This window comes from Mycetocola lacteus, assembly GCF_003667575.1.
Taxonomy (GTDB): domain Bacteria; phylum Actinomycetota; class Actinomycetes; order Actinomycetales; family Microbacteriaceae; genus Mycetocola; species Mycetocola lacteus.
The window spans coordinates 346,056-358,905 of sequence record NZ_RCUY01000002.1; the positions used below are offsets into that span (position 1 = coordinate 346,056).

At 66.1% G+C, this 12,850-nt stretch carries 13 protein-coding genes and 1 tRNA gene; 4 read left to right on the plus strand and 10 right to left on the minus strand.

All coding sequences use genetic code 11. The features are described 5' to 3' along the window. The first annotated feature begins 22 nt into the window (after positions 1-22). Positions 23-799, plus strand: a complete 777-nt coding sequence (locus tag D9V34_RS03640) for a DNA-formamidopyrimidine glycosylase family protein (RefSeq protein WP_121687535.1) — start codon at positions 23-25, stop codon at positions 797-799. Here D9V34_RS03640 and D9V34_RS03645 read toward each other — a convergent pair. The 3 genes from D9V34_RS03645 to D9V34_RS03655 form a co-directional block, all read right to left on the minus strand. Further along, a complete protein-coding gene (locus D9V34_RS03645) occupies positions 796-1,011 on the minus strand; it encodes a hypothetical protein (RefSeq protein ID WP_121687536.1) in 216 nt (71 codons plus the stop codon). The genes D9V34_RS03640 and D9V34_RS03645 overlap by 4 nt on opposite strands. Positions 1,012-1,384: 373 nt before the next feature. Next, complete coding sequence (locus D9V34_RS03650; RefSeq protein ID WP_121687537.1) at positions 1,385-1,660, minus strand: hypothetical protein; 276 nt, start codon at positions 1,658-1,660, stop codon at positions 1,385-1,387. Positions 1,661-2,061: 401 nt separating this feature from the next. Continuing rightward, positions 2,062-2,514, minus strand: a complete 453-nt coding sequence (locus tag D9V34_RS03655; protein WP_121687538.1) for a VOC family protein — start codon at positions 2,512-2,514, stop codon at positions 2,062-2,064. A 98-nt stretch (positions 2,515-2,612) separates the two neighbouring features. Here D9V34_RS03655 and D9V34_RS03660 point away from each other — a divergent pair, with 98 nt between their 5' ends. Together D9V34_RS03660 and D9V34_RS03665 are read left to right on the plus strand one after the other, a co-directional pair. Then, on the plus strand, positions 2,613-3,800 hold the full coding sequence (locus D9V34_RS03660) for a helix-turn-helix transcriptional regulator (protein WP_121687539.1): 1,188 nt from the start codon (positions 2,613-2,615) through the stop codon (positions 3,798-3,800). A gap of 110 nt (positions 3,801-3,910) precedes the next feature. Beyond that, positions 3,911-4,867 carry a DMT family transporter gene (locus D9V34_RS03665; protein WP_121687540.1) on the plus strand — a complete coding sequence of 319 codons (957 nt, stop codon included), beginning with the start codon at positions 3,911-3,913 and terminating at the stop codon, positions 4,865-4,867. Positions 4,868-5,028: 161 nt separating this feature from the next. Here the strand turns inward: D9V34_RS03665 and D9V34_RS03670 are convergent. Beyond that, a tRNA-Ser gene (locus D9V34_RS03670) sits at positions 5,029-5,118 on the minus strand. Between the two features lie 151 nt (positions 5,119-5,269). Between D9V34_RS03670 and radA the strand changes: the two genes are divergently transcribed. Beyond that, the gene (gene radA, locus D9V34_RS03675) at positions 5,270-6,625 is read left to right on the plus strand and encodes a DNA repair protein RadA (RefSeq protein WP_121687541.1); all 1,356 of its coding nucleotides are present in this window, start codon (positions 5,270-5,272) and stop codon (positions 6,623-6,625) included. 119 nt (positions 6,626-6,744) lie between these two features. Here radA and D9V34_RS03680 read toward each other — a convergent pair whose 3' ends face one another. From D9V34_RS03680 to D9V34_RS03705, 6 genes are all read right to left on the minus strand, one after another. Then, the gene (locus D9V34_RS03680; RefSeq protein WP_121687542.1) at positions 6,745-7,140 is read right to left on the minus strand and encodes an SseB family protein; all 396 of its coding nucleotides are present in this window, start codon (positions 7,138-7,140) and stop codon (positions 6,745-6,747) included. A 21-nt stretch (positions 7,141-7,161) separates the two neighbouring features. Beyond that, a complete protein-coding gene (locus D9V34_RS03685) occupies positions 7,162-7,815 on the minus strand; it encodes a hypothetical protein (protein ID WP_121687543.1) in 654 nt (217 codons plus the stop codon). 90 nt (positions 7,816-7,905) lie between these two features. After that, positions 7,906-8,424, minus strand: a complete 519-nt coding sequence (locus D9V34_RS03690; protein ID WP_121687544.1) for an amino-acid N-acetyltransferase — start codon at positions 8,422-8,424, stop codon at positions 7,906-7,908. A 59-nt stretch (positions 8,425-8,483) separates the two neighbouring features. After that, the gene (locus D9V34_RS03695; protein ID WP_121687545.1) at positions 8,484-9,599 is read right to left on the minus strand and encodes a UDP-N-acetyl glucosamine 2-epimerase; all 1,116 of its coding nucleotides are present in this window, start codon (positions 9,597-9,599) and stop codon (positions 8,484-8,486) included. A 323-nt stretch (positions 9,600-9,922) separates the two neighbouring features. After that, positions 9,923-12,457, minus strand: coding sequence for an ATP-dependent Clp protease ATP-binding subunit (locus tag D9V34_RS03700; protein WP_121687546.1), 2,535 nt, complete (start codon positions 12,455-12,457; stop codon positions 9,923-9,925). 124 nt (positions 12,458-12,581) lie between these two features. Beyond that, positions 12,582-12,848 (minus strand): hypothetical protein, encoded by a 267-nt coding sequence (locus tag D9V34_RS03705; protein WP_147441602.1) that lies wholly within the window; start codon positions 12,846-12,848, stop codon positions 12,582-12,584. Positions 12,849-12,850 lie beyond the last annotated feature (2 nt).

The following is a 12,850-nucleotide window of genomic DNA, read 5'->3' on the forward strand; positions in this document are numbered from 1 at the left end:
GTCAAGGACACGGGAGGCCGATATGCCTGAGGGCGATACCCTGTTTCGCGCCGCACGAAACCTTGATGCGGCACTGGCCGGGCAGATCGTGACCGGCTGGGACCTGCGCGTCCCGGACCTGGCCACCAGCGATCTGACCGGGTCCCGAATCGAATCCGTTGCCGCCCGCGGCAAGCACCTGCTCATGCGCGTCGGCGATTTCACCCTGCACACCCACCTGCGGATGGAGGGGTCCTGGCACCTGTACCGGCCGGGGTCGGTGTGGCGACGACCGGCCTATCAGGCGCGCGCGGTCATCACGACCGAGCAGTATCAGGCCGTGGGCTTCGAGCTGGGGTTTGTGAAACTGTACCCGCGTAGCCGCGAGGAGAGCGAACTGGCCTTCCTCGGCCCGGATCCGTTGACCGTCGAATGGGACGCCCCCGAAGCTGTCGCCCGGCTCGGCTCGGAGCCCGAGCGCGCCATCCACGTGGCGCTGATGGATCAGCGCAATATCGCGGGCCTCGGCAACGAGTATGTCAATGAGATCTGCTTCCTGCGCGGGGTGCTGCCCACGCGACCCGTCGCCGAGGTGGAGCTGGTCCCGTTGGTTGATCTCTCGGCGCGGCTGATCCGCGCTAACCGGGACCGGCCCAAGCGCGTGACCACCGGCATTGATCGCCCGGGCCAAACCGACTGGGTATTCGGACGCGAGCGTAAGCCGTGCCGCCGCTGCGGAACGCGCATCCTCAAAGGCCGACTCGGTGCCGATCCGACGCGCGAACGGGACACCTACTGGTGTCCGTCCTGTCAGACCTAGGGGTACGGATAGAACTCAAGCGGGAGGCGCTGATAGTCTCCGCCGAAGGTGCGCAGCTGTTCGGACTGGTCGATGTGCTCCCACGGGGTATCTGTCATCATGATGATCCCCACCAGAATTCCGAGCGCCGCACACACCAACAGGGTGACATCCACCACGGCGCGCTTGCGCTCCCGAAAACTCTCGGGCTGTACCGACGGGCGCGCACTCATCTACGTACTGTGGCAAAGCTGAACCTGGGAAGTACACCCGCCTGTCCGAAATTGCATGCATCGGTTGCGGGTGTGGGGCCGCACGCTATCTAACTAGGACATGGTCGGCATCGCTCCTCGACGGCGTGCAGCAACGTACAGGCGAAACCGTCGTTCCTTAACCTGGCTGCGGGTGAGCCCCCGAGAGTCAAGAAAACATTGACCGGGAAGCCGCATCTCGACGGTTTCCCCTGGTCATGTGGGGACGGACCAAACACGGTGGAGAGGACCACGCCATCAACCACCATCCACTCGACGATCTGGCGGAAAAGTAACTCGGCGGCGTCGTGGATCTCGAATTCTCCCGCGTCTGTGTCCGTCTGGTCCCTCCGGTTCACGATCGCCCCATCAGGAACCGAGCCGCGGATTCGCTATCCTGCGTCTTGAGGTGCGTGCCTCCCGCATCATCAATACGCATGTGGAAGAGTTCGATTTCCCCCGAGGAGAGGATCTCCGCCGAGCGTATTTGGGTCCCATCGAACATCTCGATCAGGATGCCTGCCTCTTCGGTCGGCCCAATAGTGGGCAACGGGTCAACGTGGAGGTCAACGGCCTCCAACATCCGCGCCGCACCGGCGAGCGCCGCCGGCGCAATACGCGTACTGTTCACCCCATTCCACCCGGGTTCCAGAGAGGCTAGAAGGTGCAGCCGCTGACGCCATGCCGTCCCCGCTCCGTCAGGTGTGACGACCGGGTTGGCCGGTTCAGCTGGACCTCTGTGCCGCAGGTCCTGGGCCTGCCCGCCACCGCCTCCGCCTCCGCCTCCGCCTCCGCTGCCACTGCTGCCGCCGCCGCCGAATGAGCCTCCGGGCTGTCGACCATGCCCTCCGTTTCGCCCATGTTGTATGCCGTGTTGATCATCGTGAGTTCCCCGCTTCTCGTTCATAGTGCGGTAACCCTACGTCAGATTCGGCACCGCCGCCATGGCTCGGAAGCGTCGAGGACAAGGCGGTCGATGCCCGGTGGAGACCGAGCCGGCCGTGGCGCTCTCGAGCCACGGCCGGTCCGGTTTTAGGCGGCGACGTCGATTACCCAGGTGACGCCGAAGCGGTCGGTCAGCATCCCGAAGCCCGCGCTCCAGGCGGAGGCCGCCAGCGGTTCCACGATGCTGGCCCCCGCAGACAGGGCCTCCCAGTACTCGGTGACCTCGGCGAGTGATTCGCCACGGACCGAGACAAAGAACGGCGACGTGGTGATCGTCGTCCCGTTTTCGCGATGGGTGGTGCCGCCGTGCGCCGCCGATCCCCCGGTTGATCCGGGAATGTCGTACGCCATGACACGGAAGCCCCGATCGGATTCGACTCGGCCGAACACGATGTTCTGTGCGCCGGGCAGCTCGGCGGGCATTCCGAACTCCGCATAGGTGGCGAGGGTCACCCGTCCATCGAATACCGCGGCGTAGAACTCCAGTGCCGGCCGGGCGTCGCCGTGGAAGTTGAGGTGGGTGGTGGTCTGGATGGTCATGTTCACTCCTAAATCTCTGGCCGGGAACCTCCCGGTAGTCCCATGTTCCCGCCCGTATAGGACAGTTTTGGTCCTCAACTGTGCATAGGATCGGGGGTATGACCACCACCTCGCGACTGCTCACCCTGCTGTCACTGCTGCAGACCCGGCGGGACTGGCCGGGGGCGGTGCTGGCCGAGCGCCTGGAGATCAGCCACCGAACCGTGCGCCGAGATATCGACCGGCTGCGCGAGATGGGCTACCGCATCGACGCGACGATGGGTCCCGACGGCGGCTACCGCCTGGATGCGGGCAACGAGCTGCCGCCGCTCCTCTTTGATGACGATCAGGTGGTGGCCCTCACCCTCGCCCTCCAGGCGGCGAGCGTGACCGGGGCGGGGATCGAGGAGGCGGCTCTGCGGGCGCTGACCACCGTGCGCCAGGTGATGCCGTCCCGACTGCGACACCGGCTGAATGCCCTGGAGTTCACGGCGCTGCCCGCGGGTCCGGGACAGGCGGTGCCCTCCCCCGCGACGCCCGAGGTGCTGCTCACGCTCTCGGCCGCGGTGCGCGCACGCGCGGTGGTGCGCTTCGACTACGCGCGGCACGCGATCCCGAGCATCGCAGACGCCCCGGTAGCGCCTGTCGCGTCGAATGCCCCGGGTGCCGACGTTGCCCCGGTTGCCGCTGTCGCCCCGAATGCCTCGGATGCCTCGGTTGCCCCGGGGGCTCCGGGTGCCCCGGGTGCCCCGGGTGCCCCGGGTGCCCCGGATCAGACTGGATCTGCGCGGGATTCCCTCGTCCCCGACCTAACGCGCAGTGCCCGCGACGCGGCAACTCCCGAGCCTGCGCGCCGGGTCGAACCACACCACCTGGTTACCGTGGCCGGGCGGTGGTACCTGGTGGCCTGGGACCTCGATCGTGACGGCTGGCGGATCTTCCGTGTGGACCGGATCACCCCGCGCACCCCGAACGGCCCACGCTTCACCCCGCGCGAGGTTCCCGGGGGCGACGTTTCGACCTTTGTTTCGGCACGCTTCAAAGGGTCCGAACGGGCGAACACCTGGCCGTGCACCGGAACGGTGATCCTCGCCCTTCCCGCGCGCGACGTGCAGCCGTTTGTGGGCGACGGCACCCTCACGGACCTCGGGCCCGAGCGCTGCCGGTTGGAGGCGGGCTCCTGGTCCTGGGTATCCCTCGCCGCGGCACTGTGCCGCTTCGACTGCGCGATCGAGGTGGAAGGGCCGCCCGAGCTTCGCGAGGCATTTGCGGCGCTGTCCACGCGCACGGCGGCCGCCGCGCGCTAGTCGGGCTGCCCAACGGGGTTACTCCGTGTTGAAAGACCATTGCCCAGGGTGAGCCCGCTGTGTCCGATTTCCGCCAGCGTCGCCGTACACATGTCCCCGACCATGGGGTTATGACTTCAGCTTTTGATGGATCGGCGGCGGTGCGACGCACGCTGCCTCAATATGTGATGCTTGCCCTGGTGTGGGGGTCGAGCTTTTTCCTCGTCGATATCGGGTTGCGTGGCCTCTCACCGACGCAGGTGGTGCTGGCTCGCCTGGTGATCGGCGCGGTGGTCCTGGCGATCATCTGCCTCGTCAGCCGTCAACAGCTTCCCCACGGCGGAAGCATCTGGGCACACCTCTTTGTGGTGGCCATGCTGCTGTGTGTGGTGCCGTTCCTGCTGTTCGCGTGGGCACAGCAGCACGTTCCTTCGAGCGTGGCGAGCATCATCAACGCGACAACGCCGTTGATGACCATGGTTGTCGCGTTGCTGGCGCTTCCGTCCGAGCGACCGGATCGCTGGAAGGCGGGTGGGCTCGGTGTGGGGTTCATCGGCATCCTGTTGGTCCTCGATCCGCTCACCGGATTCCACGGTGATACCGGCCCTCTCGGCTATCTCGCCTGCCTGGGAGCGACGCTGAGTTACGGGATTGCGTTCGTGTACATGCGCCGGTTCGTCTCTCCTCGGGGCTTCGACGCGATCCCCGTCGCGACGGCCCAAGTAGGAATGGCTGCGGTCGTGATGGTGATCCTCAGCCCCGTGATTGCCACCCAGGTGTTTGTCATCTCGCCGGCGGTGGTCGCGTCAATGGTTGTTCTCGGAGCGTTCGGCACCGGGCTGGCCTACGCCTGGAACGCCAGCATCGTTGCCCACTGGGGCGCAACCGCCGCCTCCACGGTCACCTACATTGCGCCCGTTGTGGGGATCGCCCTGGGGGTGCTCGTCCTGGGTGAGAACCTCGCATGGTACCAGCCCGTGGGTGCCGCCGTAGTGGTGATCGGCATCCTCGTCAGCCAGGGCCGAGTACCTCGGCTTCGCCGCCGCCCCGCTGCGCCGGTCGCGAGTGCCGACGACTACCAAATCTAGGCGGCTCGGCGTCAACCTGGTCATCGAGACATAGACCGGTGCGTTAAACCCAAAGCAAAACCCCCTCCGCAAAACGGAGGGGGTTTTAGTGGCGCTGACCTTGGGCATGACCGTGGCGAACCCAAAGCAAAACCCCCTCCGCAAAACGGAGGGGGTTTTAGTGGCGGTGACGGCGGGATTTGAACCCGCGGTAGGGGTGAACCTACACAACATTTCGAGTGTTGCACCTTCGGCCGCTCGGACACGTCACCGAGAAAGAGTCTACGATATCCGCATCTCGGGCGCGAATCGAGGCCCCTTTTGCGCGTGTTCGGCGTGTCGAGCCGCTGTGGATGAATCGTTTTTATCCACAGAACGGGCATCATCCCCGGCGCGGTCGGGGGTCCCGGGTACGCTGAGGGTATGGCCAAGATCACCTCCGCATATGTCTGCACCGAGTGTGGCTGGCATGCCGCCAAATGGGTGGGCCGCTGCGGCGAGTGCCAGCAGTGGGGCACCGTGCAGGAGGTGGGTGCGCAGCCGGGTTCCTCGCGCGTGCAGGCGGCCAATGTGTCGGCCGAGCGTAGCGCCCGGCCCATCACCACGATCACCGAAAACGCGCTCACCCACTGGCCCAGCGGCATCGGCGAGCTGGATCGTGTGCTCGGCGGCGGCATCGTCCCCGGGGCGGCCATTCTGCTCTCGGGTGAGCCCGGCGTGGGCAAGTCCACGCTGCTGCTGGAGGTCGCGGCGCGGGTCGCCCGCTCGGGAGCCCGGGTCCTCTATGTGAGTGCCGAGGAGTCGGTGGGCCAGGTGTCGCTGCGAGCACGGCGCACCGGAGCCCTGGTCGACACCCTGTACATCGCCAGCGAAACCGACCTCGGCGTGCTCCTGGGGCAGGTGGAATCGATCGATCCGCAGCTGCTCATCGTCGACTCCGTCCAAACGGTCTCAAGCGATCAGTCAGACGGCCTCGCCGGCCAGCCCGCGCAGGTGCGCGAGGTCGCCCAGACCCTCGTGCGCCTCGCCAAGGAGCGCAGCCTCCCGGTGCTGATCGTTGGTCACGTCACCAAAGACGGCACCATCGCCGGTCCCCGACTGCTGGAACACCTGGTCGACGTCGTCTGCCACTTCGAGGGCGACCGTCAAACCGCGCTGCGATTTGTGCGCGCGCTCAAAAACCGCTTCGGTCCCACCGATGAAGTGGGCTGCTTCGAGATGGCCGGAGACGGCATCGCCGAGGTTCCCGATCCCAGCGCCCTGTTCATCAGCCGCGGCACCCCGGTATCGGGCACCTGCGTGACCGTGACGATGGAGGGCCGCCGCCCGCTTCCGGTGGAGGTGCAGGCGCTGGTCGCGTCCTCCTCGGCTCCCAACCCGCGCCGGGTCACCAACGGGGTCGACACCTCACGAGTCTCGATGTTGCTCGCCGTCCTGGAACGCCGCGCGGGCCTCAAACTCTCCGATAAGGACGTCTATGTGTCCACCGTGGGCGGGGTGCGCCTTACTGAGCCCGGGGCAGACCTCGCGATCGCCATCGCCATTGCCTCGGCGGTTAAGGACTTCGCCGTTCCGCACTCGTTTGCGGCGATCGGGGAAATCTCGCTGGCCGGGGAAATCCGGCCCGTGGTCTCCGCCCGTCAGCGGCGTACCGAGGCCGAGCGCCTCGGCTACTCACGCATCGTTGACCACGAGTCCGAGGGCATCCAGGAGGCGCTGCGGCAGGCGCGTAAGGCCGCCGCGACCACCCGGGAAAAGGAACTCGACGCGGCGTTCTAGCCCACTCCAAGGTCCAGCCGCACCGGGTTTCGGCCACTCCGGGCCTCGCCCGGAGAACTCTGCGCACCCGCGCCACGACTGCGCGCGCTCACGCACGCCACAACGCGGTCGGCGGCAACCTAGATATCCAGGACCCGCATGATCTCCGCGGCCGGTGCCTGCAGCGGGTGCGGCCCGGCAATATCAAAGAACACGGTGTCGATCTCGGATCCGTGGGTGCGCAGGAAATCATGCAGCCACAGGCCCTTGTGCAGCGCCACAAACGGCGGCAGGGCCTCGGGCTTATTCTTGGCATCCGAGAACAGCAGCAGCGCCACCTTCCCGGTGTCGGGGGCGCGGTACAGCCAAACATCGGCAGACTGCTCGGCCGTGGGCTTATCGCTTGTGCGCGGCTTCATCAGCGGCACCACAAAACTGTCATTGCGCAGCGCAAACGCCACCTTGGCCATATCCTGCTCGGCCAGCGCCTCGGCCAGCGGTTCGGAACGGAACGACGGCTGCTTCTTTTTTGCCATGCCCCTATTCTCCCAGGGTTCCTACTCGAGAACGAATCGCTTGGCGTTGGTGCTCTTGATCCCATCGATGCTCACCGACAGCTGATAGGAGGCGCCGGCGGCGGGAACCGGGTCCCGGTTTCCCTCGCAGGTGTCCGCCGTGGACTTGGTGCGGTCCCACACGATTGCCTCGGCCGACTGCACGGTCTGCCCCGACTCAATCACCGAATTCTGATCGCTGGGCTCAACCTGGCAGTCCGTCGAGGTCCACACCTTGTTGTCGCCGTTCAGGATCGTAAACGACTGCTTGCTGGTGCCCGCGTTGATCGTGCACGCCTCGCTGCCGGTATTGGTGATCGACATTCGTAGCTGAGGCTTCTCCCCCGCCGCGTAGTCGCCCTTATCGGTGATCGCACTCACCACGATGACCTTCGAGGTACACTTCGGGACCGATGCGCCATCCGTGGGTGCCCCCGAGGGGTTCGTCGACGGCGCACCGGAGGCACCCGGCGCGGGAGTCTCGGTGGGTGTCACCACCGGCACCGAGGCCTTGGGCACGTCCGAGGTGGATCCGGGCTGCACAATCAACAGCACGATGACCGCGATGACCGCGACCAGCCCCAGCAACACAAACAGCCGCCGCCGTGCATAAATCTGCTTGGACGGACGACCGGAATCGGGTGCTGAAGAGCTCATAAAACCAGGATATCTGCGCGATTCTCCCGGCTCGGCAGGAGCGCCGAACCCGGGGGAGATTATCGGGGATACTCGGTACGGAAACCCCGTCTAGGCGAGGCGCTTGAGCATTCGGGTGTTCCCCAGGGTATTGGGTTTCACCCGGGCCAGATCCAGGAACTCCGCCACACCCTCATCGGGTGAGCGCACCAGCTCCGCATACACATCGGCATCCACGATGCTCTCCTCGATCGCCGAGTAGCCGTGCCGGGAGAAGAAGGCGGTTTCAAAGGTGAGGCAGAACAGCCGGCTCAGACCCAGCGCGAGTGCACGTTCCTCAAGCGCACTCATGATCAGGTGGCCCACCCCCGCGCCACGCAGGGTTTCGTCCACGGCAAGAGTGCGAATCTCGCCCAGATCCTCCCACATCACGTGCAGCGCCCCGGCACCCACCAGGTGCCCCGCGGCATTCTCGGCGACCACAAACTCCTGCACCGCCTCATAAAACACCACCCGTTCCTTCCCCAGCAGGATGCGACGCTCCACGAACGGCTGCATCAGGCTCATGATTCCCGGGATATCGCGTGTGGTGGCCGGGCGAACCCGATACGAGGTGGGATTGGTACTCATACAGCCAGGCTATACCCGGATCCCGGCAGAATCCCGCAGCGGATTGGATGCAGTATCCGCTATCCCCGGAGGCGCGGACAATGCTCACCGATCAGCGCCGCGGTGTGCCGCAGGATACGCTCGCTTGCGCGTCCGTCCCCGAAGGGTGATGCCCGGCCAGCAAGCCGCGCCGCCCCGTCCACGTCGGCGAGGGCCAGGGCGACCTCCAGCCGGAGATCCATCCCCGGGGTGACCAGGACGGCAAATCCAGTGGTGATTGCCTCCGGATAGCGGGTGTTTCGACGCAGAACCAGCACCGGTTTGCCCAGCACCGTGGCCTCCTCCTGCACCCCATCGGAGTCGGTGATCAGCAGCCGGGCGCGGGCGGCGAGCTCCAGGAAGGCCCGATAGCCCAGATTCCGGCGCACCTGCAACGGGGTCAGCAGGTCCTCCAGCCCAAACCGGGTAACGGCCTCGGCGGTGCGCGGGTGCAGCACCAGCACCGTGGGCAACGCTCCCTGCCCGAGCACCCGGAGGATGCGGGCGAGGGTGGCAGCATCGCCGATGTTTTCCGGATGGGCGATGGTGGCAAGGGCATAACCGCTGGGGGCGTCCGGGATTAGACGGTCCCGGACCACCGTGGACAGGGCCAGCCGGGTCGACTCCACACCGGTGCTCCCGGTCAGCCGGATCCGTGCCGGATCGACTCCGGCGATCCGCAGGTTTTCGGCGTTCTCCGGGGTGGAGACACAGTGCAGATCGGCGAGGGCCCTCACCACCAGACGGGTGGTTTCGTCGGGCTGGTCCCGACCCTGCGCCGCCATCCCGGCCCCCACCTGCACCACCGGAACTCCCGCGTAGCGTGCGGCCTGCGCCCCCATCGATGCGCTCGGAGTCTGACCAAACACGATCACCGCGGCCGGGGGACTCTCCAAAAACTGGGCGCCCAGATCGATCAGGCCGGTGCCGATCTGATCCGACGGAGACCGCCCGGGGGCACCGTTGAGCACCACATCCGGTGTGCCCAGTCCCAGCGCCGCAAAGAATCGGCCCGAGAGACCGGACTCGCCGAGGGTCCCGGTGTGGAACACCCTGGCCCGCCCGCGCAGTCGTCGAATGATCGGGGCCAGCCGAATGGTTTCGGCGCGGGTACCCGTGACCGCCGCAATGGGAGCTTCACTCTGCCGGCCGGCCATTGTGCCCTCCCGATCGCCCCGGGTTACGATCCCCGCGACTCGTCGGAAGGGGATACGGGTCGCGGGGCCGAAACATTGGCACCGTGGTGGGGACAGGCACGGGCCAACACTTCCACGCTAACCCCGAGGCCTCACCCGTGCGTCAGACACCGGTGCCCACCCCGCCTGATTCCCCGCGATTCCGGGCGGCCCGGTCAACTAATCTGGCGCAACCGAGGCGGACACGGAGGACTCGCGCCCCGGCTTGGATGACCGCACACACATCCCTGACACGCAAAACCGGCCCACCCCCAGAGGGATGGGCCGGTTCTATCTGTCGCGGACTACTCGCCCGAGGCCAGCAGGTCCGGGGTAGCCGGGCCGGTGCTGATCGCCGGAGCGGCGTTGGTCAGCGAGGCATCCAGCGCGTTGGCCTGACGGGAGGTGGTGAACACGAACTTGTTGTCCGCCACATCCACGTGAATGTGGTCACCCGCGCCCAGCTCACCGTGCAGGATGCGCTCGGAGAGCTGGTCCTCGATGTGCTGCTGCATCGCGCGACGCAGCGGCCGGGCACCCAGGCTCGGGTCGAAGCCGATGTCGATCAGCTTTTCCTTGGCGGCCTGGGTCAGCTCGATGGTCATGTCGCGGTCCATCAGACGGTCGCGCAGGCGGCCGATGAAGAGGTCCACGATCTGGAGCAGTTCAGGCTTGTTCAGCTGCGGGAACACGATCACGTCATCCACGCGGTTCAGGAACTCGGGCTTGAAGTGGTTCTTCAGCTCCTCGCTCACCTTGCCCTTCATGATGTCGTAGGTCGCGGCCGAGTCGCCCGAGGCCTGGAAACCAACCGGACCACCGGCGATGCCCTTGGAACCGAGGTTCGTGGTCATGATGATGACGGTGTTCTTGAAGTCGATCTCGCGACCCTGGCCATCGGTCAACCGGCCCTCTTCCAGAATCTGGAGCAGGGAGTTGAAGATGTCCGGGTGAGCCTTCTCGATCTCATCGAACAGCACCACGCTGAACGGCTTGCGGCGCACCTTCTCGGTCAGCTGGCCACCCTCTTCGAACCCAACGAATCCGGGGGGAGCACCAAACAGACGCGAGACGGTGTGCTTCTCGCCGTACTCGGACATGTCGAGCGAGATCATCGCGTTCTCGTCGTCAAACAGGAACTCGGCGAGGGCCTTGGCCAGCTCGGTCTTACCGACACCGGTGGGGCCGGCGAAGATGAACGAACCGGAGGGACGCTTGGGGTCCTTCAGGCCGGCACGGGTACGACGGATCGTCCGCGAGAGCGCACTGATCGCCTCGTTCTGGCCAATCACCCGCTCGTGCAGGGCCTTCTCCATGAAGATCAGACGTGCCGACTCCTCCTCCGTGAGCTTGAACACCGGGATACCGGTAGCCTGGGCGAGCACCTCGGCGATCAGACCCTCGTCGACCGTAGCCTCGGTGGTCACCTCGCCCGAACGCCACTTCTTCTCCAGGCGCAGACGCTCGCCGAGGAGGTTCTTTTCCTCGTCGCGCAGCGACGCGGCCTTCTCGAAGTCCTGACCCTCGATGGCGTCTTCCTTGCGGGTGCGCACGTCGTTGATCTTCTCGTCGAACTCAAGCAGCTCGGGCGGGCTGGACAGCAGCGAGAGGCGCAGGCGTGCACCAGCCTCGTCGAGCAGGTCGATGGCCTTGTCCGGCAGGAAGCGGTCGGAGATGTAGCGGTCGGCCAGGTTGGCGGCGGCGACGATGGCACCATCGGTGATGGACACCTTGTGGTGGGCCTCGTAGCGGTCGCGCAGACCCTTCAGGATGTTGATGGTGTGAGCCAGCGAGGGCTCCCCCACCTGGATCTGCTGGAAGCGACGCTCCAGGGCGGCGTCCTTCTCGAAGTGCTTGCGGTACTCGTCCAGGGTGGTCGCACCGATGGTCTGCAGCTCACCACGCGCGAGCAGCGGCTTCAGGATGTTCGCGGCGTCGATCGCGCCCTCGGCGGCACCGGCACCCACCAGGGTGTGGATCTCATCGATGAAGATGATGATGTCGCCGCGGTTGCGGATCTCCTTGGTGACCTTCTTCAGGCGCTCCTCGAAGTCACCGCGGTAGCGGCTACCGGCGATCAGCGAACCGAGGTCCAGCGAGTAGACCTGCTTGTCCTTCAGGGTCTCGGGCACGTTGCCGGCCACGATGGCCTGGGCCAGGCCCTCAACCACGGCGGTCTTACCCACACCGGGCTCACCGATCAGGACGGGGTTGTTCTTGGAACGACGCGAGAGGATCTGCATGACCCGCTCGATCTCCTTTTCCCGGCCGATGACCGGGTCCAGCTTGTTATCGCGCGCGGCCTGGGTCAGGTTGCGGCCGAACTGGTCGAGGATGGCCGAGCCACCCTGCGGCGCAGCCTGCTCGGGGGCACCGGCACCGACCGAGGCGGTCTCCTTGCCCTGGTAACCCGAGAGCAGCTGGATGACCTGCTGGCGCACGCGGTTGAGGTCGGCACCCAGCTTCACCAGAACCTGGGCGGCAACACCCTCACCCTCGCGGATCAGGCCGAGCAGGATGTGCTCGGTCCCGATGTAGTTGTGTCCCAGCTGCAGGGCCTCGCGGAGGCTGAGCTCAAGCACCTTCTTGGCGCGCGGGGTGAACGGGATGTGACCGGTGGGCTGCTGCTGGCCCTGACCGATGATGTCCTGCACCTGCTCGCGCACGGCGTCAAGCGAAATCCCGAGGGATTCGAGTGCCTTGGCGGCAACCCCCTCACCCTCGTGGATGAGGCCGAGCAGGATGTGCTCGGTCCCGATGTAGTTGTGGTTGAGCATCTTGGCCTCTTCCTGGGCCAAAACGACAACGCGACGGGCACGATCCGTGAATCTCTCGAACATTTCACTCCTTAAACGCCGCGGCGTGGGTCGGCGTCGTTACATCGAGAATAACGCGCCGAAGCGCTCAATAGTCCCCTGTTCGCCGTGGGCGTGACATCGGGGGAAACGCGCGGAGTTTCCGCGTCTAGGACTGGGGAGCGCCGTCTCCGGCCGCGCGCTCGGCGGCCGCGGCACGGCGTGCGGCACTCACCTTACGACGCTCGGCGGCCACCTGGATTCCGATCACCACACCGGCACCCACCAGGGCCACAAACGAAATCCCCAGCGCGATGGCCTTGATCGTCACATCTCCCGAGAGGGTCGAGACGATCCCGGCGGCGAGGCTGGCCACCACCAGAATGATTCCGATAATGGTGGCGCGGGTCATCGGCGGGCGCGGGGGCGTAGTCATAT

Excerpts from the sequence above, each read along its gene's own strand:
- D9V34_RS03705 (WP_147441602.1), bottom strand. The coding sequence starts at position 12,848 with ATGACTACGCCCCCGCGCCCGCCGATGACCCGCGCCACCATTATCGGA.
- radA (WP_121687541.1), top strand. The coding sequence starts at position 5,270 with ATGGCCAAGATCACCTCCGCATATGTCTGCACCGAGTGTGGCTGGCAT.
- D9V34_RS03680 (WP_121687542.1), bottom strand. The coding sequence starts at position 7,140 with ATGGCAAAAAAGAAGCAGCCGTCGTTCCGTTCCGAACCGCTGGCCGAG.
- D9V34_RS03685 (WP_121687543.1), bottom strand. The coding sequence starts at position 7,815 with ATGAGCTCTTCAGCACCCGATTCCGGTCGTCCGTCCAAGCAGATTTAT.
- D9V34_RS03640 (WP_121687535.1), top strand. The coding sequence starts at position 23 with ATGCCTGAGGGCGATACCCTGTTTCGCGCCGCACGAAACCTTGATGCG.
- D9V34_RS03700 (WP_121687546.1), bottom strand. The coding sequence starts at position 12,457 with ATGTTCGAGAGATTCACGGATCGTGCCCGTCGCGTTGTCGTTTTGGCC.
- D9V34_RS03655 (WP_121687538.1), bottom strand. The coding sequence starts at position 2,514 with ATGACCATCCAGACCACCACCCACCTCAACTTCCACGGCGACGCCCGG.
- D9V34_RS03665 (WP_121687540.1), top strand. The coding sequence starts at position 3,911 with ATGACTTCAGCTTTTGATGGATCGGCGGCGGTGCGACGCACGCTGCCT.
- D9V34_RS03695 (WP_121687545.1), bottom strand. The coding sequence starts at position 9,599 with ATGGCCGGCCGGCAGAGTGAAGCTCCCATTGCGGCGGTCACGGGTACC.
- D9V34_RS03660 (WP_121687539.1), top strand. The coding sequence starts at position 2,613 with ATGACCACCACCTCGCGACTGCTCACCCTGCTGTCACTGCTGCAGACC.
- D9V34_RS03690 (WP_121687544.1), bottom strand. The coding sequence starts at position 8,424 with ATGAGTACCAATCCCACCTCGTATCGGGTTCGCCCGGCCACCACACGC.
- D9V34_RS03645 (WP_121687536.1), bottom strand. The coding sequence starts at position 1,011 with ATGAGTGCGCGCCCGTCGGTACAGCCCGAGAGTTTTCGGGAGCGCAAG.